This is a genomic window from Mycobacterium paraffinicum (assembly GCF_001907675.1).
In the GTDB taxonomy this organism is placed as follows: domain Bacteria; phylum Actinomycetota; class Actinomycetes; order Mycobacteriales; family Mycobacteriaceae; genus Mycobacterium; species Mycobacterium paraffinicum_A.
Genome location: NZ_MPNT01000046.1, coordinates 1 through 25,412, shown reverse-complemented (window position 1 = coordinate 25,412; position 25,412 = coordinate 1). Strand labels below are relative to the sequence as shown.

23 protein-coding genes are annotated in these 25,412 nt (G+C 70.2%); 17 read left to right on the top strand and 6 right to left on the bottom strand.

What is annotated here, in order from left to right; all coding sequences use genetic code 11:
* The first annotated feature begins 88 nt into the window (after positions 1-88).
* Genes eccA through eccE form a run of 11 tightly spaced genes read left to right on the top strand, consistent with a single transcriptional unit; the run spans position 89 to position 14,730 of the window.
* A complete protein-coding gene (gene eccA / locus BRW65_RS28440) occupies positions 89-1,951 on the top strand; it encodes a type VII secretion AAA-ATPase EccA (RefSeq protein WP_073880460.1) in 1,863 nt (620 codons plus the stop codon).
* A complete protein-coding gene (gene eccB / locus BRW65_RS28435; protein ID WP_073880442.1) occupies positions 1,948-3,543 on the top strand; it encodes a type VII secretion protein EccB in 1,596 nt (531 codons plus the stop codon). The genes eccA and eccB overlap by 4 nt, the downstream gene beginning before the upstream one ends.
* Positions 3,540-7,502: a type VII secretion protein EccCa gene (eccCa, locus tag BRW65_RS28430; RefSeq protein ID WP_073880440.1), complete on the top strand. Its 3,963-nt coding sequence runs from the start codon at positions 3,540-3,542 to the stop codon at positions 7,500-7,502. The genes eccB and eccCa overlap by 4 nt, the downstream gene beginning before the upstream one ends.
* Entirely contained in the window at positions 7,499-7,798 is a 300-nt protein-coding gene (locus BRW65_RS28425; protein WP_068079915.1) for a PE family protein, read from the top strand. Before eccCa ends, BRW65_RS28425 begins: the two co-directional genes overlap by 4 nt.
* Positions 7,799-7,810: 12 nt before the next feature.
* Positions 7,811-9,298, top strand: coding sequence for a PPE domain-containing protein (locus tag BRW65_RS28420; protein WP_073880438.1), 1,488 nt, complete (start codon positions 7,811-7,813; stop codon positions 9,296-9,298).
* A gap of 57 nt (positions 9,299-9,355) precedes the next feature.
* A complete protein-coding gene (gene esxG, locus BRW65_RS28415; RefSeq protein ID WP_067278108.1) occupies positions 9,356-9,649 on the top strand; it encodes a type VII secretion system protein EsxG in 294 nt (97 codons plus the stop codon).
* A 35-nt stretch (positions 9,650-9,684) separates the two neighbouring features.
* On the top strand, positions 9,685-9,975 hold the full coding sequence (locus BRW65_RS28410; RefSeq protein WP_073880436.1) for a WXG100 family type VII secretion target: 291 nt from the start codon (positions 9,685-9,687) through the stop codon (positions 9,973-9,975).
* A gap of 10 nt (positions 9,976-9,985) precedes the next feature.
* Positions 9,986-10,855: an ESX secretion-associated protein EspG gene (locus tag BRW65_RS28405; RefSeq protein WP_073880434.1), complete on the top strand. Its 870-nt coding sequence runs from the start codon at positions 9,986-9,988 to the stop codon at positions 10,853-10,855.
* Positions 10,856-10,889: 34 nt separating this feature from the next.
* Complete coding sequence (gene eccD, locus BRW65_RS28400; RefSeq protein WP_139273295.1) at positions 10,890-12,353, top strand: type VII secretion integral membrane protein EccD; 1,464 nt, start codon at positions 10,890-10,892, stop codon at positions 12,351-12,353.
* Positions 12,350-13,744 carry a type VII secretion-associated serine protease mycosin gene (gene mycP, locus BRW65_RS28395; protein WP_073880432.1) on the top strand — a complete coding sequence of 465 codons (1,395 nt, stop codon included), beginning with the start codon at positions 12,350-12,352 and terminating at the stop codon, positions 13,742-13,744. The genes eccD and mycP overlap by 4 nt, the downstream gene beginning before the upstream one ends.
* A 14-nt stretch (positions 13,745-13,758) precedes the next feature.
* Positions 13,759-14,730, top strand: a complete 972-nt coding sequence (gene eccE, locus BRW65_RS28390; protein ID WP_073880430.1) for a type VII secretion protein EccE — start codon at positions 13,759-13,761, stop codon at positions 14,728-14,730.
* Here eccE and BRW65_RS28385 read toward each other — a convergent pair.
* Entirely contained in the window at positions 14,720-15,913 is a 1,194-nt protein-coding gene (locus BRW65_RS28385) for an alpha/beta hydrolase family protein (protein WP_073880428.1), read from the bottom strand. The two genes, eccE and BRW65_RS28385, sit on opposite strands and share 11 nt — an antisense overlap.
* 124 nt (positions 15,914-16,037) lie before the next feature.
* Between BRW65_RS28385 and BRW65_RS28380 the strand changes: the two genes are divergently transcribed.
* Entirely contained in the window at positions 16,038-16,823 is a 786-nt protein-coding gene (locus tag BRW65_RS28380; protein WP_073880426.1) for a trans-aconitate 2-methyltransferase, read from the top strand.
* On the opposite strand, the gene BRW65_RS28375 is transcribed toward BRW65_RS28380, so the two are convergent.
* On the bottom strand, positions 16,820-18,223 hold the full coding sequence (locus BRW65_RS28375) for a sulfatase family protein (RefSeq protein WP_073880424.1): 1,404 nt from the start codon (positions 18,221-18,223) through the stop codon (positions 16,820-16,822). The genes BRW65_RS28380 and BRW65_RS28375 overlap by 4 nt on opposite strands.
* Positions 18,224-18,260: 37 nt before the next feature.
* Entirely contained in the window at positions 18,261-18,935 is a 675-nt protein-coding gene (gene bluB / locus BRW65_RS28370; protein ID WP_073880422.1) for a 5,6-dimethylbenzimidazole synthase, read from the bottom strand.
* Positions 18,936-19,008: 73 nt separating this feature from the next.
* On the opposite strand from bluB, the gene BRW65_RS28365 reads away from it, so the two are divergent.
* Positions 19,009-19,293, top strand: coding sequence for a hypothetical protein (locus BRW65_RS28365; protein WP_073880420.1), 285 nt, complete (start codon positions 19,009-19,011; stop codon positions 19,291-19,293).
* Here the strand turns inward: BRW65_RS28365 and BRW65_RS28360 are convergent.
* A complete protein-coding gene (locus BRW65_RS28360; protein WP_073880418.1) occupies positions 19,277-19,759 on the bottom strand; it encodes a hypothetical protein in 483 nt (160 codons plus the stop codon). The two genes, BRW65_RS28365 and BRW65_RS28360, sit on opposite strands and share 17 nt — an antisense overlap.
* 81 nt (positions 19,760-19,840) lie before the next feature.
* Between BRW65_RS28360 and BRW65_RS28355 the strand changes: the two genes are divergently transcribed.
* Positions 19,841-20,518: a phosphatase PAP2 family protein gene (locus tag BRW65_RS28355; protein ID WP_073880416.1), complete on the top strand. Its 678-nt coding sequence runs from the start codon at positions 19,841-19,843 to the stop codon at positions 20,516-20,518.
* 59 nt (positions 20,519-20,577) lie between these two features.
* Positions 20,578-21,234 (top strand): L,D-transpeptidase family protein, encoded by a 657-nt coding sequence (locus tag BRW65_RS28350; protein WP_073880414.1) that lies wholly within the window; start codon positions 20,578-20,580, stop codon positions 21,232-21,234.
* Between the two features lie 6 nt (positions 21,235-21,240).
* Here BRW65_RS28350 and BRW65_RS28345 read toward each other — a convergent pair whose 3' ends face one another.
* Both BRW65_RS28345 and BRW65_RS28340 read right to left on the bottom strand, forming a co-directional pair.
* Positions 21,241-21,720, bottom strand: a complete 480-nt coding sequence (locus tag BRW65_RS28345; RefSeq protein WP_208611947.1) for a nuclear transport factor 2 family protein — start codon at positions 21,718-21,720, stop codon at positions 21,241-21,243.
* 105 nt (positions 21,721-21,825) lie between these two features.
* Complete coding sequence (locus BRW65_RS28340) at positions 21,826-22,470, bottom strand: TetR/AcrR family transcriptional regulator (protein WP_073880410.1); 645 nt, start codon at positions 22,468-22,470, stop codon at positions 21,826-21,828.
* 38 nt (positions 22,471-22,508) lie between these two features.
* On the opposite strand from BRW65_RS28340, the gene BRW65_RS28335 reads away from it, so the two are divergent.
* Both BRW65_RS28335 and BRW65_RS28330 read left to right on the top strand, forming a co-directional pair.
* Positions 22,509-23,732 (top strand): hypothetical protein, encoded by a 1,224-nt coding sequence (locus BRW65_RS28335; RefSeq protein ID WP_073880408.1) that lies wholly within the window; start codon positions 22,509-22,511, stop codon positions 23,730-23,732.
* Positions 23,733-23,889: 157 nt separating this feature from the next.
* On the top strand, positions 23,890-25,412 hold a 1,523-nt coding region (locus BRW65_RS28330; RefSeq protein ID WP_139273294.1), incomplete at its 3' end, for an Hsp70 family protein.

Genomic DNA, 25,412 nt, shown 5'->3' with positions numbered 1-25,412 from the left:
GGCCCTCGCGCCTCGACACTTAGCTTATGCAATGCTAACTTCAGGCGGGTTAAGTTAGGGGAGGCTACACAAATGGAGAGACGTGGCCGTGGAACTCGGTGACGCTGGCGTGCTCGCAGCTCAGCCCGTCAATTCTCGCGCGGATGCCCGGGTTGACGGCGACGTCGTCAGCCGGTTCGCCACGTGTTGCCGCGCGCTCGGCATCTCGGTCTACGAGCGTCAGCGCCCGGCCGACCTGACTGCCGCCCGCTCCGGGTTCACCGCGCTGACCCGGGTCGCCCACGACCAGTGCGACGCCTGGACGGGGCTGGCGGCCGCCGGCGATACGTCACTGCGGGTGCTGGAGGCCGTGTCGCGCACCGCGGGCACCGCCGGGGTGTTGCAGCGCAAGGTGGACCTGGCGCCGGGCGAACTGGGTTTCCGCTACGACACCGGCCTGTACCTGCAGTTCCGCGCCGCCACCCCCGACGACTTCCACCTCGCCTACGCGGCGGGGCTCGCCTCGACCGGGGACGCCGGGCGGCTCGCCGCAGCCGACCAGATCGTCACCGGTCTGACCGCGCGCCGCCCGGGCTGGCGCGAGGCCCGCTGGGTCGCCGTCGTCCTCAACTACCGCGCCGAGCGCTGGGCTGACGTGGTCAAGTTGCTGACGCCGGTCGTGAACGACGCCGGGCTCGACGAGGCTTTCGCGCACGCGGCCAGGATCGCCTTGGGCACCGCGCTGGCGCGACTGGGCATGTTCGCCCCGGCGCTGTCGTACCTGGAGGAGCCCGACGGTCCGGTCGCGGTCGCGGCGCTCGACGGGGCGTTGGCCAAGGCGCTGGTGCTGCGGGCGCACGTCGACGAGGAGTCCGCGAGCGAAGTGCTCCAGGATCTGTACGCGGCCCACCCGGAGAACGAACAGATCGAACAGGCCCTGTCCGACACCAGCTTCGGGATCGTGACCACCACCGCGGCGCGGATCGAAGCGCGCACCGACCCGTGGGACCCGGACACCGAGCCCAGCGCGGAGGACTTCGTCGATCCCGCGGCCCACGAGCGCAAGGCCGTGTTGCTGCACGAGGCCGAAGTCCAGTTGGCCGAGTTCATCGGCCTGGACGAGGTCAAGAATCAGGTGTCGCGGCTGAAGAGCTCCGTCGCCATGGAGCTCGTGCGCAAGCAGCGCGGCCTGGCCGTCGCGCAGCGCGCCCACCACCTCGTGTTCGCCGGGCCGCCCGGCACCGGTAAGACCACGATCGCCCGCGTGGTCGCCAAGATCTATTGTGGCCTGGGGCTTTTGAAGCGCGAAAACATCCGCGAGGTGCACCGTGCCGACCTGATCGGCCAGCACATCGGCGAGACCGAGGCCAAGACCAACGCGATCATCGACAGCGCGCTCGACGGGGTGCTGTTCCTCGACGAGGCCTACGCCCTGGTGGCCACGGGCGCCAAGAACGACTTCGGCCTGGTGGCGATCGACACCCTGCTGGCGCGGATGGAGAACGACCGCGACCGGCTGGTGGTGATCATCGCCGGCTACCGGGCCGACCTGGACAAGTTCCTGGACACCAACGAGGGCCTGCGCTCCCGGTTCACCCGCAACATCGACTTCCCTTCCTACGCACCGTCGGAGCTCGTCGAGATCGCGACCAAGATGGCCGAGCAACGCGACAGCGTCTTCGAGCAGGCCGCGCTCGACCACATGGAGGCCTTGTTCACCAGGCTGGCCACCGAGTCGACGCCGGACGCCAACGGAATCTCGCGACGCAACCTCGACATCGCCGGCAACGGCCGGTTCGTCCGCAACATCGTCGAACGCTCCGAGGAAGAGCGCGAATTCCGGCTCGACCATTCCGAACACGCCGGCACCGGGGAATTCAGTGACGAGGAGCTGATGACGATCACCGATCAAGACGTCGAGAACTCGGTGGAGCCGTTGTTGCGCGGACTCGGACTGTCGGTGCCCGCATGAGCGAATCCGACGATCGGCGTTCGTTCGCGTCGCGCACCCCGGTCAACGACAATCCCGACAAGGTGGAGTATCGCCGCGGTTTCGTCACCCGCCACCAGGTCAGCGGCTGGCGATTCGTGATGCGGCGCATCGCATCCGGCATCGCCCTGCACGACACCAGGATGCTCGTCGACCCGCTGCGCACCCAGTCGCGCGCGGTGCTGATGGGCGTGGTCCTGCTCGCCACCGGCCTGGCCGGCTGCTTCGTGTTCTCGCTGATCCGGCCCAACGGGACGGTAGGCAACAACGCCGTGCTCGCCGACCGGTCGACGGCCGCCCTGTACGTGCGGGTCGGCGACCAGCTGCACCCGGTGCTCAACCTGACATCGGCGCGGCTGATCGTCGGCAAGCCCGTCAACCCGACCACGGTGAAAAGCAGTGAGCTGGACCGGTTTCCGCGCGGCAACCTGGTCGGCATCCCGGGCGCGCCGGAACGCATGGTGCAAAACACCACGCGCGACGCCGACTGGACCGTCTGCGACGGTATCGGCGGCACGGCGCACGCCATCCACAGCACCGGTGTCACGGTGATCGCCGGGCGCCCCGACAGCGGCGGCGCGCGCGCGGCCAAGCTCGACGCCAAGCAGGCCATCCTGGTCGATAGTGGCAACAGCACCTGGCTCCTGTGGGACGGCAGGCGCAGCCAGATCAACCTGGCCGACCACGCGGTCACCAACGCACTGGGTGTGGGGCTGAACAACGCCGAGGTGCCCGCGCCGCGGCCCATCGCGCTGGGTTTGTTCAACGCCATCCCCGAGGCGCCGTCGCTGACGGCGCCCGCCATCCCGAACGCCGGCGCACCGGCAGGCTTCAGCGTGCCGGCGCCGATCGGGGCGGTGGTGGTTTCCTATGCCCTGGACCAGAACTCGTCGGGCGCGGCGCACTACTACGCGGTGCTGCCGGACGGTCTGCAACCGATCTCCCCGGTGCTCGCCGCGATCCTGCGCAACACCAACTCCTACGGCCTGGACCAGCCGCCGCGGCTGGGCGCCGACGCGGTGGCCAAGCTGCCGGTGTCGCGGATGCTCGACACCGCGCGCTACCCCGAGCAGCAGCTCACCCTCGTCGACGCGGCCAAAGATCCTGTCACGTGCGCTTATTGGAGCAAGCCCGCCGGCGCCGCCACCAGCTCGCTGAACCTGCTGTCCGGCTCGGCCCTGCCGGTGCCCGAATCCATCCGCACCGTCGACCTGGTCGGCGGCGCCTCCCCGGCCACCGCAACGCGCGTCGCCCTGGCCCCGGGCACCGGTTACTTCGTCCAGACCGTCACCGGCGGCGCCGGCGCCCCCGGCACCGGGTCGTTGTTCTGGGTGTCCGACACCGGGGTGCGCTACGGCATCGACAACGAAGCGGAGAACTCGGCCGCGGGGCGCGGCAAAACCGTTGAGGCACTTGGCCTGAGCGAGCCGGCGGTGCCGGTCCCGTGGTCGGTGCTGTCGTTGTTCGCGAGCGGCCCGACGCTGTCGCGCGCCGACGCGCTGCTGGCGCACGACGGACTGGCGCCCGACACCAAGCCCGGCCGCGTGGCATCAGCAGAGGGAGCGCCCCGATGAGCCGACTCATCTTCGAAGCCCGCCGCCGGCTGGCTCCGCCGGTCACCCGCAAGGGCACCATCAACATCGAGGCGCCGCCCGAGCTGCCGCGGGTGATCCCGCCGTCGTTCCTGCGGCGGGCGATGCCCTATGTGCTGGTGATCCTGATCGTCGGCATGGTCGTCGCGCTGTTCGCCACCGGGATGCGGCTGATCTCCCCGCAGACGCTGTTCTTCCCGTTCGTGCTGCTGCTGGCGGCCACCGCGATGTATCGCGGCAACGACAACAAGACGCGCACCGAAGAGGTCGACGCCGAACGCGCCGATTACCTGCGCTACCTGTCGGTGGTCCGCGACAACATCCGCACCCAGGCCGCCCAGCAGCGCGCGGCCGCCGAGTGGTCGCACCCCGACCCGGCCGCGCTGGCCGGCGTGCCGGGGTCGCGGCGGCAATGGGAGCGCGACCCGCACGACCCGGACTTCTTGGTGCTGCGCGCCGGCCGCCACCAGGTGCCCCTGAGCACGGCGCTGCGGGTGAACGACACCGCGGACGAGGTCGACCTGGAGCCGGTGTCGCACAGCGCATTACGTAGCCTGCTCGACACCCACCGCATCGTGCGCGACGTGCCGACGGGCATCGACCTGACGAAGGTCTCGCGGATCACCGTGCTCGGCGAAGCCGACGAGGCGCGCGCGGCGATGCGGGCCTGGATCGCCCAGGCCGTGACGTGGCACGACCCGACGGTGCTGGGGGTGGCTCTGGTCGCCCGCGACCTAGAGAGCCCCGACTGGTCGTGGCTGAAATGGCTTGCGCACGTGGACGTCCCGGGCGAGCTCGACGGCGTGGGTCCGGCTCGCTTCCTGGCGACCAACCCCGACGAGCTGGTTCTGCTGCTGGGCCCCGCGTTCGTCGACCGGCCGGCGTTCACCGGCGAGCCCGCCGACGCGCTGCGGCACCTGCTGATCGTGATCGACGACCCCGACTTCGACCTGAGCACCTCGACGTTGGCGCTGGGCCGCGCGGGCGTCACCGTCGTGCACCGCTGCGCGACCCCGCCGCACCGCGAGCAGTATTCGGACCCCGAGAAGCCGATCCTGCGTGTCGCCGACGGCGCGATCGTGCGCTGGCAGACCGGCGGCTGGCAGCCCTACGTCGACGACGCCGACCTGCTCGGCGCCGACGAGGCCGCCCACCTGGCGCGCCAGCTGTCGCGCTGGGACTCCAACCCGACCCACACCGGGCTGCGCTCGGCGGCTACGCGGGGCGCCACCTTCACCACGCTGCTGGGCATCGGCGACGCCTCGCGGCTGGACGTGCCGACGCTGTGGGCGCCGCGCCGCCGCGAGGATGAGCTGCGCGTGCCCATCGGCGTCACCGCTACCGGCGAGCCGCTGTTCTTCGACCTGAAGGACGAAGCCGAGGGCGGCATGGGCCCGCACGGCCTGATGATCGGTATGACGGGATCCGGCAAGTCGCAGACGCTGATGTCGATCCTGTTGTCGCTGTTGACAACCCACTCGGCCGACCGGCTGATCGTGATCTACGCCGACTTCAAGGGTGAGGCCGGCGCGGACAGCTTCCGCCATTTCCCCCAGGTGGTCGCGGTGATCTCCAACATGGCCGAGAAGAAGTCGCTGGCCGACCGGTTCGCCGACACGTTGCGCGGTGAGGTGGCCCGCCGCGAAACGCTGCTGCGCGAGGCCGGCCGCCGCGTGCAGGGCAGCGCGTTCAACTCGGTGGTGGAGTACGAGGGCGCGATCGCGGCGGGGCACGACCTGCCGCCGATCCCGACGCTGTTCGTGGTCGCCGACGAGTTCACCCTGATGCTGGCCGATCACCCCGAATACGCGGAGCTATTCGATTACGTCGCCCGCAAGGGCCGCTCGTTCCGCATCCACATCCTGTTCGCGTCGCAGACGCTGGACGTGGGCAAGATCAAGGACATCGACAAGAACACCTCCTACCGGATCGGGTTGAAGGTGGCCAGTCCCAGCGTTTCGCGCCAAATCATCGGCGTGGAGGATGCCTACCACATCGAATCGGGCAAGGAACACAAGGGCGTCGGCTTCTTGGTGCCCGCCCCAGGTGCGACCCCGATCAAGTTCCGCAGCACCTATGTCGACGGCATCTACGACCCACCGCAGAAGACCAAAGCCCTTGTGGTGCACGCGGTTCCGGAGCCCAAGCTATTCACGGCCGGACGGGTGGAACCGGAGCAGGACATGGTGATCCCGACCGCCGAGGACGAGGAGTTCGCCGGGCCGCCGCGCAAGCTGATCGCCACCATCGGCGACCAGTTGGCGCGCTACGGGCCGCGGGCGCCGCAGCTGTGGCTGCCGCCGCTGGACGAGCCGATCCCGCTGACCGCGGTGCTGGCCCGGGCCGGGGTGCCGCAGCGCCAGTGGCAATGGCCGCTCGGCGAGATCGACAAACCCTTCGAGATGCGCCGGGACCCGCTGGTGTTCGACGCGACCTCGTCGGCCGGGAACGTGGTGATCCACGGCGGCCCCAAGTCCGGGAAATCGACCGCGCTGCAGACGTTCATCCTGTCGGCGGCCAGCCTGCACTCACCGCGCGACGTCACGTTCTACTGCCTGGACTACGGCGGCGGGAAGCTGCGGGCGTTGGAAGACCTGGCGCACGTCGGCAGCGTCGCCTCGGCGCTGGAACCCGAACGGATCCGGCGCACGTTCGGCGAGCTGGAGCAGCTGCTGCTGTCCCGGCAGCGGCGCGAGATGTTCCGGGAGCGGCACGGCGCGGCACCCGACGACGGGTACGGCGAGGTGTTCCTGGTCATCGACAACCTGTACGCGTTCGGTCGCGACAACACCGACCAGTTCAACACCCGGAACCCATTGCTGGCCAAGGTAAGTGAGCTGGTCAACGTCGGCCTCGCCTACGGCATCCACGTCGTCATCACCACCCCGAGCTGGCTCGAGGTGCCGCTGGCGATGCGCGATGGCCTGGGCCTGCGACTCGAGCTCAAGCTGCACGACCCGCGGGACAGCAACGTGCGGCTCGTCGGGGCGCTGCGCCGCCCCGCGGAGTCCGTGCCGCATGACCAGCCGGGCCGGGGGTTGACGATGGCCGCCGAGCACTTCCTGTTCGCCAACCCCGAGCTCGATCAGGTGGCCGCGATCAACGCCCGATACCCGGGCATGGCCGCGCCGCCGGTGCGGCTGCTGCCGACCAACCTCGCGCCCGAGGCGCTCGGCGCGCTCTACCGCGGCCCGGAGCAGGTGGTCATCGGCCAGCGTGAGGAGGACCTCGCACCCGTCGTCGTCGACTTCGCCGACGAGCCGCTGCTGATGGTGTTCGGCGACAGCAAGTCCGGCAAGACCACGTTGCTGCGCCACATCATTCGCACCATCCGCGAACACTCCACGCCCGACCAGGTGGCCTTCACGGTGCTGGACCGGCGGCTGCACCTGGTCGACGAGCCGTTGTTCGCCGACAACGAGTACACCGCGAACGTCGACCGCATCATCCCGGTGATGCTGGGACTGGCCAACATCATCGAGTCGCGGCGTCCCCCGGCCGGGTTGTCGCCCGGGGAGCTGGCCCGGTGGAGGTACGCGGGCCACACCCACTATCTGATCATCGACGACGTCGACCAGATACCGGACGCGCCGGCGATGAGCGGCCCGTACGTCGGGCAGCGGCCATGGACGCCGTTGATCGGAATCCTCTCGCAGGCCGCCGATTTGGGGCTGCGGGTGATCGTCACGGCGCGGGCGACCGGGTCGGGACACGCCCTGATGACCAACCCGCTGCTGCGCCGCTTCAACGACTTGCAGGCGACGACGCTGATGCTGGCGGGCAACCCGCAGGACAGCGGCAAGATCCGGGGCCAGCGCTTCGGCCGGCTGCCCGCCGGGCGGGCGATCCTGTTGGGCGACAGCGACAGTCCGACGTACGTGCAGTTGGTCAACCCGCTGGTGGGTGAGGCCGCGATGTTTGGTGAAAGGGGAGAGTCATGACGTTGCGAGTGGTTCCCGAGGGCCTGGCCGCGACCAGCGCCGCGGTGGAGGCGCTGACGGCGCGGCTGGCGGCCGCGCACGCGGCGGCCGCGCCGGCCATCACCGCGGTGGTGCCACCTGCGGTGGATCCGGTGTCGCTGCAGACCGCCCTCGGCTTCAGCGCCCAGGGTCAGGAGCACGCCGCCGTCGCCGCCCAGGGCGTGGAAGAGCTCGGCCGCGCCGGCGTGGGCGTCGGCGAAGCCGGCGCCAGCTATCTCGCCGGGGACGCGTCGGCCGCCGCGACGTACGGGTTCTAAGGACGCCCGACGATGACGTCCCCCGTTGCGCCCCTCTGGATGGCGTCGCCGCCCGAGGTGCATTCGGCGCTGCTGAGCGCCGGTCCCGGACCGGGGCCGCTGTTGGCGGCCGCCGGCGCCTGGACGGCGCTGAGCACCGAATATGCAACGGCGGCAGCCGAACTCACCGGAGTGGTGGGCGTTACCCAGGCGGGCTCCTGGGAGGGGCCGACGGCCGAGCAGTACGCGGCCGCCCACGCGCCGTACCTGGCGTGGCTGCAGCAGGCCAGTGCCGACAGCGCGAGCGTGGCCGCCCAGCACGAGATCGCCGCCGCGGCCTACACCGCCGCCCTGACGGCCATGCCGACGCTGGGCGAGCTGGCGGCCAACCACACCGTCCACGGGGTGTTGGTGGCGACGAACTTCTTCGGCATCAACACGATTCCGATCGCGCTCAACGAGGCCGACTACGCGCGGATGTGGGTGCAGGCCGCGACAGTCATGGGCGCCTATCAGGCCACCTCGGGGGCGGCGCTCGCCTCCGCGCCGCGCAGCACCCCGGCGCCGGCCATCGTGCGTCCGGGCGGTGAGGCGAACGACGCCGCGGTCAACGCCGCGCAGAGCTCGTCCAACCCCGGGAACGCCATCTCGGACTTCTTCCAGCAGCTGGCCAAGTTCCTGCAGGAATTCTTCCAGAACATTCAGCAGATGCTGCAGAACTTCTTCTCGAACCTGCCGGCGCTGCTGGCCGCCAACGGCCCACTGCTGTTCTTCGTCGCCTACCAGGTGTTCTTCAACGCCGTCGGCTGGCCGACCTGGGGCGCGATCCTGACCGCGCCCTTCCTCATCCCGCTGCTGCTCGGCATCGGCCTGAGTTCGCTGTTCACCCCCGCCGAGATCGCCCCGGTGGCGGCGGGGGCCGCCGCGACACCGCTGGTCACCTCGACCAAGCCGACGTCACTGCTGCCGGCGGTCGCGCTGGCCCCGACTGTGGCGACTCCCGCTGCGGCGCCGGCCACTTCGGTCGCGACGGGTTCTGGTGCCGCTCCCGCGCCGGCGCCGGCGCCGGCGCCGAGCACCCTGGCCTACCTGGTCGCCTACGGCGGCGACCCGGAGGCCGGCGTGGGCCCGACGGTGAGTGGTCGCGGTGGCGCCAAGGCACCGGCGGCGACCATTCCGGCGGCCGGCGCGGCGGCGGCCAGCCGGGCCGAGGCACGCGCGCGGCGACGCCGGCGGACCGCGATGCGGGACTACGCCGACGAGTTCGCGGACATGGATTCCGACATCGGCGTGCCCCCCGACTACGACGACGACGAGCGGCTGACCGCGGCGGTGGCATCCGCCGCCGGGGCCGGGGCCCTGGGCTTCGCCGGCACCGCGCGCAAGGACAGGACCTTCCGGGCGGCCGGCTTGACCAAACTCACCGACGGCGAATTCGGCAGCGGCCCAAGGACGCCGATGATGCCCGGAACCTGGGATCACGACCCGGCACGCCCGACCGAGCCCAGGGAAGGGGGATAAGGCAGTCAGCCCGACGAGTTACCGAAACCCCATGAGACCGCAGAGAAAGGAAGCACCATGAGTATGTTGGACGCTCACATTCCGCAGTTGGTGGCCGCGCAGTCGGCCTTCAGCGCCAAGGCGGCGTTGATGCGCAGCACCATCAGCCAGGCCGAGCAGGAAGCGATGTCGGCGCAGGCGTTCCATCAGGGCGAGTCCTCGGCCGCGTTCCAGGCCGCGCACGCCCGCTTCGTCGAGGCCGCCGCGCGGGTCAACACCCTGCTCGACATTGCCCAGGCCAATCTCGGCGACGCCGCGGGAACCTACGTGGCCGCGGACGCCGCCGCCGCGTCCGGCTACAACGCCTTCTAGATCAACAGCAGCCAACGACCGCGAAAGGACTTCTGATGTCCCAGATCATGTACAACTACCCGGCGATGTTGAGCCACGCCGCCGACATGGCCGGCTATGCCGGCACGCTGCAGGGGCTCGGTTCGGACATCGCCAGCGAGCAGGCCACGCTGTCCAACGCGTGGCAGGGCGACACCGGTATGACCTACCAGGCTTGGCAGGCCCAGTGGAACCAGGCGATGGAAAGCCTGGTGCGCGCCTACGAGTCGATGGCCAGCACCCACGAGGCCAACACCACGTCCATGCTCGCTCGAGACCAGGCCGAAGCCGCCAAGTGGGGCGGCTAGTTCTTGTTAGATGAGCGCTGAGCCCAACGCCGTCGAGCTGACGGTCGATCACGCCTGGTTCATAGCGGAAACCATTGGAGCGGGGAGCTTCCCGTGGGTGCTGGCGATCACCTCGCCCTACACCGATGCCGCGCAACGCCAGCCGTTTCTCGACCGTCAGCGCGCCGAGCTGACCCAAATGGGGCTGGTATCGGAGAGCGGCACCGTCAATCCGGCGGTGGCGGACTGGATCAGAGTGGTGTGCTTCCCGGAGCGATGGCTCGACCTGCGCTACGTGGGCCCCGCCAAGGACACCGGCACCGGCGAGTTGCTGCGCGGCATCGTGGCACAGCGGCCGGCCACCAGCACCAAGACGGTCGTCGCGCTGCGCAGCGCGCAGCTGATCACGTTCACCGCCATGGACATCGACGACCCGCGGGCGCTGGTCCCGGTACTGAGCGTCGGGTTGGCACAGCAACCGCCGGCTCGATTCGACGAGTTCAGCCTGCCGACCCGGGTCGGCGCCCGGGCCGACGAGCGGCTGCGTGCGGGCGCCTCGCTGGCCGAAGTCGTTGATTACCTAGGCATCCCGCAGTCGGCCCGGTCGGTGGTGGAGTCGGTGTTCAACGGCCAGCGCAGCTACGTCGAGATCGTCGCCGGCTGCCACCGCGACGGCCGGCACGCCACCACCGAGGTGGGGATGAGCATCGTCGACGCGGCCGCGGGCCGCGTGCTGGTGAGCCCGTCCCGCGCGTTCGACGGGGAGTGGGTGTCGACATTCGCCCCCGGCACACCGTTTGCGATCGCCCTCGCGATCGAACAGCTGACCGCTTTACTGCCGGAGGCCGAATGGTTCTCCGGCCACCGCTTGGCCCGAGATTTCACCGCGCAACACGCGTAACCCCAACGGAAAAGAGAGCAACGATGTTTCAGGTATGGCCCCAGCGTCCTTCGAGGGTCCGGTGACGTCCGGCGCCGTCATGCCGATCGTCCGCGTGGCAATCCTCGCGGACAGCAGGCTGACGGAAATGGCGTTGCCCGCCGAGCTGCCCCTGCGTGAGATCTTGCCCGCAGTCCAGCGTTTGGTGATTCCTTCGGTGTCGAACGGCGAATCCGACGACACCGCCCGGGGCACCGCCGACCTCGGCGCCGCGACCCAACTGAGCCTCGCGCCCATCGGCGGTGCGCCGTTCAGCCTGGACGCCAGCCTGGACACGGTCGGGGTCGTCGACGGTGACCTGCTGGCGTTGCAGCCGGTGCCGGTCGGCCAGGCGGCCCCCGGCATCGTCGAGGACATCGCCGACGCGGCCATGATCTTCTCCACCTCCCGGCGCAAGCCCTGGGGCGCAACGCATATCCGGAGCGGGGCGCTGGCCGCGGTGATCGCGGTCGCATTCCTGGCCACCGGGCTCGCCGTCACCTACCGCGTCACCACCGGCGCGCTGGCCGGGCTGGTCGCCGTCAGCGCGGTCGCGGCCCTGACCGCGATCGTCGGGCTGCTGGCCGCGGCCCGCTCGCCGCGCACCGCGACGGCGTGCTCGTTCGCCGCGCTGGTGCCCATCGGGGCCGCCCTGGCGTTGGCGGTGCCCGGACGGTTCGGGCCGGCGCAGATCATGCTCGCCGCGGCAGGGGTCACCGCGTGGTCGCTGATCGCGCTCATGGTGCCCAGCGCCGAGCGTGAGCGCGTCGTCGGGTTCTTCACCGCGACCGCGGTGGTGGGGGCCGGGGTGTTGCTGGCCGCGGGCGCTGAGCTGCTCTGGCACCTGCGCCCGCCCGCCATCGGTTGCGGCCTGATCGTCGCGGCGCTGCTGGTCACCATCGAGGCGGCCCAGCTCTCCGCGCTGTGGGCGCGCTTCCCGTTGCCGGTGATCCCGGCGCCCGGTGACCCCACCCCGTCGGCGCCGTCGCTGCGGGTGCTGGAGGACTTGCCGCGCCGGGTGCGGATCGGCGACGCCCACCAGAACGGATTCATTGCCGCCGCAGTGATTCTCAGCGTCCTGGGCTCGGTGTCGATCGCGCTGCGCCCCGAGGCGTGCAGCGGCGCCGGCTGGTATGTGGTGGGCGCCACCGCGGCGACGTCGGTCCTGCGGGCCCGGGTGTGGGATTCGGCCGCGTGCAAGGCGTGGCTGCTGGCGCAGCCCTACCTGACCGCCGGTGCGCTGCTGGTGCTCTACACCGCGACCGGACGCTACGCCGCCGCCCTGGGCGCGGCGCTGGTGCTCGTCGGGCTGGCCCTGGTGTGGGTCGTGGTGGCGCTCAACCCGCAGATCGCGGAGCCGGAGAGCTATTCGCTTCCGGTGCGTCGGCTGGTGGGCTTCGTCGCTGCCGGACTCGACGCCTCGCTCATCCCCGTGATGGCCTTCCTGGTCGGCATCTTCACCTGGATACTCAATCGATGATTCGATCCGGATCGGCTTGTCTCACAGCGGCTTTGGCGGCCATGCTGTGGACGTCTCCGTCGGCGATGGCCATCGAAGCGCCGAAGGTGGATCCGGGTGTCCCGCCGCCCAGCGGGGCACCGGGCGCCGTGCAGCCGATGGAGCAACGCGGCCCTTGCACCGCCGCCGGGGTCATCCCCGGCAGCGATCCCGCGGCCGTCACGCCCAGCCAGGCGACGCTGAATCTGCCCGGGGCGTGGCAATTCTCGCGCGGCGAGGGGCAGCTGGTGGCGGTGCTCGACACGGGGGTGCGGCCGGGTCCGCGCCTGCCCAACGTCGACCCGGGTGGTGACTTCGTCGAGGCGACCGACGGGCTGACCGACTGCGACGGTCACGGCACCCTGGTGGCCGGGCTCATCGCGGGCCAGCCCGGGGACGACGGCTTCTCGGGCGTGGCGCCCGCGGCGCGGGTCGTCTCGATCAGGACGACGTCGGCCAAGTTCTCGCCGCGGACGCCCGGCGGGGACCCACTGATGGCCCGGGCCTCGCTGGACGTCACGACGCTGGGTCGTGCGATCGTGCATGCCGCCGACCTCGGCGCCCGGGTGATCGACATCTCCACGCTCACCTGTCTGCCCGCCGACCGGCCGGTCGACCAGGCCGCGCTCGGTGCGGCGATCCGCTACGCGGCGGTGGACAAGGACGCGGTGATCGTGGCCGCCGCGGGCAACACCGGAGCAACCGGATCGGTTGCCGGCGGGACGTCCTGCGAGTCCAACCCGCTCACCGACCTGAGCCGCCCGGACGACCCGCGTAACTGGGCGGGTGTCACCTCGGTCTCCATCCCCTCGGTGTGGCAGCCGTACGTGCTGTCGGTGGCCTCCCTGACGCCGGACGGGCAGCCGTCGAAATTCACCATGGCCGGACCGTGGGTGGGCATCGCGGCGCCCGGGGAACGCATCGTGTCGGTCAGCAACGCCGACGGCGGCGGCCTGGCCAACGGGCTGCCCGACGAACACCAGCAGCAGGTCGCGCTCAGCGGGACCAGCTATGCCGCCGGCTACGTCGCCGGCGTCGCGGCGTTGGTTCGCAGCAAGTACCCCGACCTCAACGCCACGCAGGTCATCCATCGCATCAGCGCCACCGCGCACAACGGCGCACGGGCGCCCTCCAACGTCGTCGGCACCGGCAGCGTCGACCCGGTGGCTGCCCTGACCTGGCAACTGCCCGCCGGCAACCAACCTCCGGCCGCGCAGGTCAAGCCCGTCGCCGTTCCGCCGGCGCCCGCGCCCAAGGACACCACCCCGCGGACCGTCGCGCTGGCCGGAACCGCCGCGCTGGCTGTGCTCGTCGCAGTCGCGGGCGCGATCGCCGCCGCCACCACCCGCAGACGAAAGGACCCCACCCCGTGAGCCCGCAGCGCTGGATGCCCACCCCAGGACCCGGCCGAATCACGCTGGCGCTGCTGGCCGTCGTGCCCGCGGTGATGGCCTACCCCTGGCGATCGCCCCGGGATTACTGGGTGCTCGGCATCGCCGTCGCCGCGGTCATCGTCCTCTTCGGCTGCTGGCGCGGTTTGTATTTCACCACGCTGGTGCGCCGCCGGCTGGCGATCATCGGGCGTGGCCAGAGCGCCGCCGCCGAGCCCGACTCGGCCACGGCGACGACCGCGCTGCTGCGGGTCGGGGCGCCGGGTGGCGACGCCGACGTGTTGCCATTGCCGTTGATCGCCCGCTACCTGAACCGCTACGGCATTAGGGCGCACAAGATCCGAATCACCAACCGGGACAACGCGTCCGATCCATCCAGGCGCGAGACGTGGATCGGGCTCACGATCTCGGCCACCGAGAACCTGGCCGCGCTGCGGGCGCGCTCGCCACGCATCCCGCTGCACGAGACCGCGCAGGTGGCGGCGCGCCGGCTGGCCGACCACCTGCGGGAGCTCGGCTGGGACGTCACCGCCGTCGCGCCCGACGACGTTCCGCGGTTGCTCACCTCCAACGCCCGCGAGAGCTGGTCCGGGGTGCAGCGCGGGGCTTCGGATTACCTTGCGGCATACCAGATCCCGGTCGACGCGGGGCTTGCGGAGACCCTCGCGGCGATCAGGGAGCACCCCGCGCGCGAGACGTGCACCGCGCTGGAGTTCGCCGGTGACGGGACGCACCACACCGTCGCGGCCGCCTGCGCCTTCCTGACCGACACGGCGCCGGGGCGGATCGACCCGCCGGCCGGCCTGATCCCGCAGCGCGGCAATCACCGGCCGGCGCTGCAGGCGCTGGACCTGTTGTCCACCCGGCGGCTCGACGGCCACGCCGAGGTGCCGACGGGCTTGCTGGCGCAGCTGGACTGGCCGACCCCGGTGCGCCAGGCTGCGGCCGCCGAGGTCGCTAGAACATGACTGTCTGCAGGAACGCGGTCATCCGGCGCAGGTAGTCCAGCTGGCTCACGTGCAGGACGTGACTGCCTGGAAACCAGTGCAGCGCACAGCGATCCCAGTGTTCCCACAACGCGACGGCATGATCCGGTGGCGCCATCCGATCGCCGAGCCCGGTGATGATCATCCGGCGGTCCTTGGCCGGCAGCGGCCGGTAGTTCAGCGGGCAGTGGTAGGCGAGCCCGTCGGATAACTCCGCGGGGCTGATGTGGGACAGGCGCAGCCCCAGCCGCACGAGCTTGTTGGCCGGGAACCATTCGTCGAACAGGGTCGCCGGGCTGACGACGGGGCAGTTGGGGATGACGGCCTCGAGCCGGTCGTCGACGGAGGCGACCAGCGCCGAGGTGTAGCCACCCAGCGATATGCCGGTCAGCGCGATGCGGTCGACCCCGGTGTCGCGCAAATAGTCGATGACGGAACGAAAGTCGTGCACGGCCTGGGCCATTGCCTCGGCGAACCCGCTCAGGCCACCGGCGAAATAACCGAAACCGCTGAACGGCGAGAGCCTTTCGGCTCGCTTACCGTGAAAGGGCAAGGTGTACAACAGGACGTCATAGCCGGCGCGGTAATACCATGGCAGCGCGAAGAACCGCCCGTTGGCCAGGTATGACGACCCCATGAAGCCGTGAATGACACAGAGCGTGGGCCGCGGCCCGTCATCGTGGCGCCAGTGCTGGGCGCGCACAGTGTTGTTGGATCTCCAGGAAGCCCATTGCCGGCGCATCGCCGGGTTGATCGCCGCGAAGCTGCTTGGGAACGCGACGTTTTCCACCGTGCCGCCCGCGACCCACTCGGTCAGCGGGCTAGCCCGCCGCGACGAGACCCGCGGCGACTCGGTCGGCGCGGGAAACGACTCCTGCGGGTCGCGCCGCGCGCCCAGCTCGGCGTAGAAACTCAGGTTGGCGCGCTCTGCGCGGGCAGCGGCGTGCCGCAGGGAAGCGGCGACGACGGCCGGTGCCACCGTCGCGGTGAGCAGCGATGACACCCAGGTGCGCAGGGCCAGGTCGCCGACGGCCGAGCCCTCTACTACCATCCGCTGGCGGCGGGACAGCGCGGAATTCGGGGGTAATCCGCCGTCGCCCGTCGGAACGTCCGCGCCTTCGAAGGCAGCGGGAATGGGCGGTTCAATCGAAGTGTCGGGCGCCACGAACGCCGATGCTAACCGGCCCGCGCGGCCGCCGGGGCCCGTTGGGCGGCGCCGGGGTCCCGTGCGGTAATACGGTTTGTCTATGTCCCCGGCTGGCGGCGGCGCGTTGATCAGGAGGACCGACATGTGGGATCCCGATGTCTACCTGGCGTTTGCGGACCATCGCAGCCGGCCCTTCTACGACCTGCTGTCCCGGGTGGGAGCTGACCGGCCCCGGCGGGTGGTCGACCTCGGCTGCGGGCCCGGCCACCTGACCAAGTACCTGTCCCGGCGCTGGCCGGAGGCGGTGATCGAGGCGGTGGACAGCTCGCCGGAGATGGTCGCCGCCGCGAAGGAGCGCGGCATCGACGCCGTCATCGGCGACCTGCGGGACTGGAAGCCCAAGCCCGATACCGACGTCGTGGTCAGCAACGCCGCCCTGCACTGGGTCCCCGAGCACGCCGACCTGCTGGTCCGATGGGTGGACCAGCTACCGTCCGGGTCGTGGATCGCGGTCCAGATCCCCGGCAATTTCGAGACGCCGTCGCACGCCACGGTGCGGACCCTGGCCCGCCGGGAGCCGTACGCAAAGGTGATGCGGGACATACCGTTTCGCGTCGGCGCGGTCGTGCACCCGCCGATCCAGTACGCCAACCTGCTGCTGGACGCCGGGTGCAGGGTCGACGTCTGGGAGACCACCTACCTGCACCAGCTGAGCGGTGAGAACCCGGTGCTGGAATGGATCACCGGGACGGCGCTGGTTCCGGTGCGCGAGCGGCTCGACGGCGAAGACTGGGAACGGTTCCGCGAGGAACTCATCCCACTGCTGGACGACGCCTACCCGCCCCGGGCCGACGGAACGACCATCTTCCCGTTCCGGCGGGTGTTCATCGTCGCCGAGGTCGGCGGTTCCCGGCGGTCCGGTGGCTAACCGCTCGCCTGCTCCTCGATACCGCGGTCGACGGCGAGCGCCGACCGGGCCGTCGGCTTCATTCGATGAATGTGCAGATAGGTCTCGGTGTACCGGGCCGAGATGCGGGTGCCGGCGAACTCCGACGGAATGACGTCACCCGTGCGCTGACGCCAATCGTGAAGCCGCACAGCCAAATCGGCTGCGATCTCGTCGGCGTCGGGGTCGTCACCGGCCAGCAGGTTGGTGGTCTCGGCGGGGTCGGCGCGCAGGTCGTAGAGCTCGCGCTCCGGGCGTGGGCCCGTGATGAACGGCGCCACCGCGGCCCCCGACGGGCTTTCCTCGATGTCCAGCGGCAGGTCCAGCAGCGGGCGGCGCGCGTAATTCTCGATGTAGCTGTATTCCTTGGTGCGGATCGCGCGAATGGGATCGAACGAGTCGTGATAGGTCTTCGTCGTGTACACGTGGTCCCTGACCGGCACGGTGTGCGGCTCGGGCGCGACGAGGGCGCGCGCGTGCGAAACCCCCTCGACATCGGCCGGAATGTCCAGCCCCAGCAGGCCCAGCAGCGTCGGCAACAGGTCCACGCCGCTGAACAGCTCGTCGTAGACCCGCGGCGGCAGGGCCCGGCCGGTGGGCGGCCTGATGATCATGCCGATGCCGGTTCCCGCGTCGTAGAGCGTGGACTTGGCGCGGGGAAACGCCGGGCCGTGGTCGGTGAAGAACACCACCCAGGTGCTGGCGTCCAGTCCCGTTTCGGCCAGCGTGTCCAGCAGGCGGCCGACGGCCGCGTCGGCCGTCGCGATCGACCCGTAGAAGCTGGCCAGGTCGTCGCGCACCTCGGGGGTGTCGGGCAGGTAATCGGGCGGGTCGACCTCGGCGCTGTCCGCCGGGTGGTAGCGGTCCCGGGGATACGGCCGGTGCGTCTCGAAGAACCCGGCGGTCAACAGGAACGGTTGGCCCGCGAGGTCTTCGGTGCCGTCGCGGAGCCAGTCGGAGGCCCGGTCCACCACGTATTCGCAGTAGGAGTTCGACACGTCGAACTCGTCGAAGCCCAGCCGCTGCGGGTAGGAGGTCTCGTGCTGCATGCCGAAAAGCGCGGAGTACCAACCGGCATCGGTCAATATCTGTGGGAGGGTGCGCACGCCGCTGCGGTATTCCCAGCCGTGATGGGCCAGGCCGATCAGGCCGTTGCTCTGCGGGTAGCGGCCGGTGAACAGCGACCCGCGCGACGGCGAGCACAGCGGCGCCGTGGCGTGCGCCCTGGTGAACAGGATGCCCTCGGCGGCAAGGCGGTCCAGCCGGGGGCTCTGGACGTCCGGGTGGCCGTAGACGCCGAGGTAGCGGCCCAGATCGTGCCAGTGCACGATCAACACGTTGTCGTTCCGGTCGGCTTCTTCGCCCGGCACCAATTGCGTCACCTCTCCAACTTGCCCGCGACCGGCGACGATACCGCAGCTAGTCGGGCGAGGGCTGAGGGCGCCGACTCCAGCGGTTCTCGCAGACGAACTCCGACAGCGGCCGGGCGACGGTCCAGCCGTCCAGTTCCAACGCCGGCCGCTCGGGAAATTCGGGCACCGGACCCAGGCACAGGATGGCCACCGGCTCCGCCCCCGGGGGCATCTCGAGCACGGACGCCAACCGCTGCGGATCGAACAGCGAAACCCAACCCATGCCAAGGCCTTCGGAGCGCGCGGCCAGCCATAGATTCTGGATCGCGCACGACACCGACGCGAGGTCCATCTGCGGCAGCGTCCGGCGGCCGAACACGTGCTTCTCCCGGTCGTCACACAGCGCCACCACCAGCAGCTCGGCGCACTCGAGGATGCCTTCGACTTTCAGCGCGAGAAACTCCTCGCCGCGCTCGCCCAGGGCCGCGGCGGTGAGCGGGCGCTCCTCGTCGACGAGGGCGTGAATGCGCCGGCGCAGCGAGTCGTCGGTGATCCGCACGAAACGCCAGGGCTGCATCAGACCGACGCTGGGCGCCGCGTGCGCCGCCTGCAGCAGGCGCGCCAGCACGGCCTCGTCCACCACCCCGGGTGAGAAGCGGCGCATGTCGCGCCGCTCCGAGATCACCCGGTAGACGGCCCGGCGCTCCCCCGGGCTGAAGGCCTGCTCGCTCACGGAAGTCATCGTAGGAAATCCGGGTTAGCGTGAACCGTGTCCGCGACGCGGACCGGGTGAACACCCAGGAAAGGAGTGTTCCGTGAAGCCCTTCGACCTGCTCGACCTGCCGCCCACCGACGGGGCCGTGGGCCGCGTGTACGGCGAGCCCTATCAGACACCGGACGGCACCACCGTGATTCCGGTGGTCAAACCGCTGGGCGTCTTCGTCGTCCGCAACGGCGAGGCCTCCTGGACGCCTGCCGTCGACGGCAACCGCATCGCGCTGATCGGGGTGATCACCGGCCTGCTGGCGGCGGTGATCGGCAGCCTGGCGGTGCTGCGCCAGCCGCCCTGGCCGCGGATGACGATCACGGACTGTAGGTAACGCCGACCGCGCGGAACACGTACTCGGGCGGCATGTCGAACGCCAGCGATCGCCGCGGCAGGCCGCTGAGCACATCGTCGGGGATGGCCGCCTTGTAGTGCAGCGACAACTCGCCGCTGAACTTCGGGTCGACCTGCGCGACGTCGACGTCGACCTGCAGGCCGGTCGATGAGATCTCGACGCGCGCCGCACCGGTCTGCGGGGCGTCCCAACGAACGTCGACGGTCGGACCGGCCAGCCGGGGCAGCATCGACAGCGTGGCCAGCACCCGCTCGGAGGTGAACGCCAGCGAACCCGTGTAGCTGGCGACGCTGTGCGGCAACCGCACGCCGGGGATCGCGCCCTTGAATCGCCGGGTGACCGCGACATAGTCGGCGAGGTAGGTGAGGCCCTCCGACTCGAGCTGCGCGTACACGTCGTCGGGCAGCTTGCCGATGCCGAGCAACCTGCGGACAAATACGGCCATGACGCCAGTATGGCGCGGGCCGGGCGACGGCGTGGTCGGGCCGCCGGACGCTGTCCGCGGCGGGGCTGGTATCCGTGGGGCATGACCCGAGCGCGGACCATGCCGGCCCTGTGCGTCGCCCTGGCCGCGGCGGCCGTCTACGCGCTGATGTGGGTGGGGTACTCGCGGGGCTGGCACTGGGAGCAGCGCCTGGACTGGCCGCTGCTGAACGCCGCGCGCGACAGTGCGGTCAGTCATCCGTCCTGGGTGCGGTTCTGGTCGGACGTCTCCTTTGCGCTGGGCCCGATCCCGTTGCGCGTGCTGGGCACGGTCGCGGCGGTGGCCGCCCTGCTGGCGCGAAAGGTGAGGGCGGCGCTGCTGCTCTTGGCCTGCGCGCCGCTCAGCGGGCTCGTCACGGTGGCGGCAAAGTCGCTGGTGGACCGGCCGCGGCCGTCGACCATGCTGGTGGCCGCGGGCGAGACGTCGTTTCCGTCCGGTCACGCGCTGGAGGTGACGGCCGCGCTGCTCGCGGCGCTGTCGTTGATGTTGCCGGCGATGAACCGGGTGATGCGCGGCGTCGCGATCGCGGTGGTCGCGCTCGGCGTGCTGGCGGTGGGCATCTCCCGGGTCGCGCTGAACGTGCATTACCCGTCCGACGTGCTGGCCGGCTGGTCGTTGGGCTACCTGTATTTCCTGTTGTGCTACACGGTGATTCGGCCCCCGCGCGGCGTGCTCCCCGGAAAACGGTGCGACGCGGGGGATTTGGTCACGGCGCGGTGACCTAACCGGGTCTGAAGCTTTACTTGACCTTGCGTCGCGCGGGTTTGACGATTGAGGTCATGCGCCGATTGCTCGCTTCGCTGTTCGCTTCGGCGTGCGCGTTTTTCGTGGCCCTGGCCCAGGCGCCGATCAGCGGCGCGGCCGGCGCCCCCTGGTTCGCCAACGCCGTCGGCGACGCCACGCAGGTGGTTTCGGTGATGAGCACCGGCGGATCCAACGCGACGATGGACATCTACCAGCGCACCACCGCCGGCTGGCAGGCGCTGCGGACCGCGATTCCGACCCATGTCGGTTCGGCGGGCATGGCGCCGCAGGCCAAGAGCGGGGTGCCGGCCACCCCGATGGGCGTCTACACCCTGGACTCCGCGTTCGGCACCGCGCCTAATCCGGGTACCGGGCTGCCCTACACGCAGGTGGGGCCCAACCACTGGTGGAGCGGTGACGACCACAGCCCCACCTTCAACTCCATGCAGGTATGCCAGAAGGCGCAGTGCCCGTTCAACACCGCCGAAAGCGAGAACCTGCAGATCCCGCAGTACAAGCACGCGGTCGTGATGGGCGTCAACAAGAACAAGACGCCCGGCGGCGGCGCGGCGTTCTTCTTCCACACCACCGACGGCAAGCCCACCGAGGGCTGCGTGGCGGTCGACGACGCTCAGCTGGTGTCGATCATGAAATGGCTGCGGCCCGGCGCCGTCATCGCCATCACCAAGTAGCGCGCGTCAGGCGTCGGTGGCCACCGCGCGACCGGGCTTGAGCGTGAAGTTCATGCCCTCCAACGACATTGTGGCGTCGTAGGTTCGGTCGTAGCCGGTGCCGCTGATCTTCCAGCCCGCGTCGGTGCGCCGGTAGGTGTCGCGGTAGAAGGCCGCACCGATCAGCATGAAGTTCAGGTCGGCCACGATCACCCGGTCCTGCAGATACCAACTGCCCGTTGCCGTGTCGCCGTCGACGACGATGTCCGGATGGGTCACCCGGTGCTCGGTGATGACGTTGGCGGGCAGCGAGGTACGCATGTACTCGACCAGGTCGTCGCGGTTGGTGAAGTGCAACTCGTTGCCGATCGACGGCCCGTAGTCGGCCTTGATGTTCTCGGCGAGCGTGTCGGCGAAGTCGTCCCAGTGCTTGGTGTCCAGCGCCCGCAGGTACCGGTACTTCACCTGCTTGATCGCTTCGATGTCGGCGAGATCATGAGGGGTCATCAGGTCATTGCAGCACACGGGTGGTAATCGGCCCGCGCTCGCATCGAAGAGCCGTCGCCGAGACTTAAACCACGGTCACGTCGTGCGGCGTGTCTTGTGCGTGGTTTAAGTGTCGCGGTGGCCGTGCCCGTCGGAGAGGTGACGGGTCACCATGTCGATCAGAGCCCGCCGTTCCAGGCTCCAGTCGATCGCCGACCCGGTGACCATCTGCGCCAGCACCACCCCCCGCAGCGTCGCCCAGATCACCTCGGCCACACCGGCATTCGCCGGATCGGTGGTGATCAGCCGGCCCAGCTGACCGATCGCGTCGTTCATCTCCAGCAGGTGCCGCCGCGGGGACTCGCCGGGCCCGCCACGCGTCGCCCGCAGGATCTCGAACGCCGCCATCGACGTCGGGCTGCTGTAACAGCTCCACGCCGTGTCGACGACCACTTCGATGCGCTCGCGCAGCGGCAACTCGCTGACATCGGCCGACGACAGGCTTTCGATCAGCCGGTCCACCCCGTCGTCCACGACGGCCATCAGCAGGCCGTTGCGATCGCCGAAGTGGTATTGGATGACCCCCCACGTCACGCCCGCGCGTTCGGCCACGTGCTTGGCCGTGGCGGCCGGGAAGCCCTCCTCGACGATGCAGCGGACCGTCTCGTCGATGATGCGCGCGCGGGTGTCGTCGCCGCGCTTGCGCGGCGCGCTGGTGCGCCGGGTGGGGCCGACCGAGCCCCCGGCTGCCTGACCTGCGGCGATGGACATTGTTGACTTTATAACATAGTCGAGTCTATTTTTGGGCCGTGAGCCCATCACGGTACGCGCGGCTGACGCGCGAGCAGCTGGCCGTCCTGGTTCCCGAACTTCTCTTGATCGGGCAGCTGATCGACCGCTCGGGGATGGCCTGGTGCATCAGCGCGTTCGGCCGCGACGAGATGGTGCAGATCGCGATCGAGGAGTGGGCGGCCGCCAGCCCCATCTACACCCGGCGCATGCAGCGGGCGCTCAACTTCACCGGCGACGACGTGCCGACCATCTTCAAGGGGCTGCAGCTCGACATCGGCGCCCCGCCGCAATTCATGGACTTCCGCTACACCGTCCACGACCGCTGGCACGGCGAATTCCACCTCGACCACTGCGGCGCGCTGCTCGACGTGGAGCCGATGGGGGAGCGCTACGTCTTCGGGATGTGCCACACCATCGAGGACCCGACGTTCGACGCCACCGCGGTGGCGACCAACCCGCGCGCCCAGGTGCGCCCCATCCACCGGCCGCCGCGTACGCCGGCCGATCGCCATCCGCACTGCGCATGGACCGTCATCATCGACGAGTCCTATCCCGAGGCCCAGAGCATTCCCGCGTTGGACATCGTTCGCCAGACCCGGGCCGCCACATGGGAATTGGATCCTATCGACCGCGACGACGAGGGCAAGGCGGACTACTCCGGCCCGCTGCTGTCCGACTTCGACTTCGCCGGCTTCTCGCACTCGGCGCTGGTCCGGATGGCCGACGAGGTCTGCCTGCAGATGCATCTGCTCTACCTGTCCTTCGCCATCGCGGTGCGCGCCCGCGCCGCCGATGACGCCCAGGCCGTGTCGGTGTGCACCCAGGGGCTCACCGGCATCGCGGGCGTCGCCGCCGAGCGCATCCACCGCGCGCTGGGACTCCCCGGCGGGGTCGCAGGGGTGCTCGGGGTCCTCGAATTGCACCCGTTGCTGAACCCCGCGGGCTATGTCCGCGCCGAAACGGCCGACCGGCTCGTCGTGCACCGCTCACCGGCCCACGACGACGCGGCCTGGATCGCGTTGTGCTCCCCGGAATCCGTGCAACCGCTGCAGGCGATCGCCACCGCCGTCGACCCGCACATCGAGGTCCGGGTCAGCGGCACCAGCACCGACTGGACCGCGGAACTGGTCGAAACCGACACCGCGGCGGCCGAACTGCCCGAGGTGTCGGTAACAAAGGTCAGCGGCGGAGCGACATTCCAGTTCCAGCCGAGGCGCTCACTGCCGCTGACCGTGGTGTAAGCACGAGCGTCGATTTGTCAAGGGGCCGACGGTACCGCTTCGGTGACGAGGCGGCATCGACCGGGTACCGATGACGTTGCAAGCCATCGGCTTTGGGCGTGTCCGCGGCTATGGTTAACCCTGGCCACCGACCCCTATAGACGAAGGTTTTCGCTCTATGTACGACCCACTTGGGTTGTCGATCGGGACCACCAACCTGGTCGCTGCGCGTAATGAAAGCCCACCGGTTACCCGGCGCTCGGTGCTGACCCTCTATCCGCACTGCGCGCCGAAAGTCGGTGTACCCGAAGATAATTCGTACCCGCTTGAGCCCGGCGTGATGATGAAGGGGTTCGTTCAGCGCATCGGCGACTCGGTGGCGCTGGTGTCGGCCGACGGGTCCGCGCACGACCCGGAACTGCTCACGGTGGAGGCCCTGGACGCGATGGTGCGCGCGGTCGGCGCGGACGCGTCGTGCGCGGAGATCTCCATCGCCGTGCCCGCCTACTGGAAACCCGTTACGGTGCAGGCTTTGCGCGACGGGTTGCGGACGCATCTGGGCTTCGTCCGCAGCGGCATGGCACCCCGGCTGGTTTCGGACGCCATCGCGTCGCTGACCGCGGTGAAGGCCGAGCTCGGCCTGCCCGACGACGGCGTGGTGGGGCTGCTCGATTTCGGCGGCGGTGGCACGTCGGCCACGTTGGTGAACGTCGCCGGCGATTTCGAATTGGTCAGCGCCACAATGCGTTATGCGGCCCTCTCGGGCGACGAGATCGACCAGGAGCTGCTGCTGCGGGTCTTCGAGGAGCTGGGCCGCGGCAGCGGCATCGACCCGGCCAGCACCGCTGCCGTCGGGCAACTCGGCTTATTGCGCGAACAGTGCCGGCTGGCCAAGGAGCGGCTGTCCACCGACGTGGTGACCGAGATCGCCGCGGTGCTCGGCGAACGCAGCTGCAGCTTCACGCTCAAGCGCGACGATCTCGAAGACCTGATGGCGGATCGGCTGACCGGCTTCATCTACGCCCTGGACGACATGCTGGTGCGCTACCGCAAGAACTGGGGTGACCTCGCGGCGGTGGTGGCCGTCGGTGGCGGTGCGCAGATCCCGCTTGTCGCCGAACGGCTTTCGATCCACGGACGCACGCCGGTCCTGACGCCGTCGCAGCCCGCCCTCGCGGCGGCCTGCGGCGCGCTGCAGCTGGCGGCCCGCGGCGAAGAGCTGAGCCTGCGCACCCGGACGTCGATGAGCCTGCTGGCGTCCGCCAACGCCACCGGCGACGTCGTCGACCTCGGGGCCGGCGACGTGCTGGTGATCGACGACGAGGCGTTGACGGATCGCGAGTTGGCCTGGTCGCAGACCGAGTACCCCGGCGACCTGCGGGTGCGGTTCGGCGGCGAAACCTACGACGAGGACGGGCCGTCCGGCTGGTCGATGCGGCTGAACGTGATCGACCCGCCCGCGGAGCGGCCGTGGCGCCGCCTTCGGCTGTCGCAGTTGATCATCGGCATGTCGGCCCTGGTGGCCATGACCGCGATCGGCGGCGTGGCCTACACGCTGACCGGCATCGAACACCGCCAGGCCCCGCCGGCGCCCAGCGTCGCCCCCCGGCCGGCGCCGGCCAGCCCGCTGGTCCCGCGCACAGTCGCGCCGGCGGAGCACCTTCTGCGCGGCGTCACCGAGCTTCTTGCCCACTTCCGGCA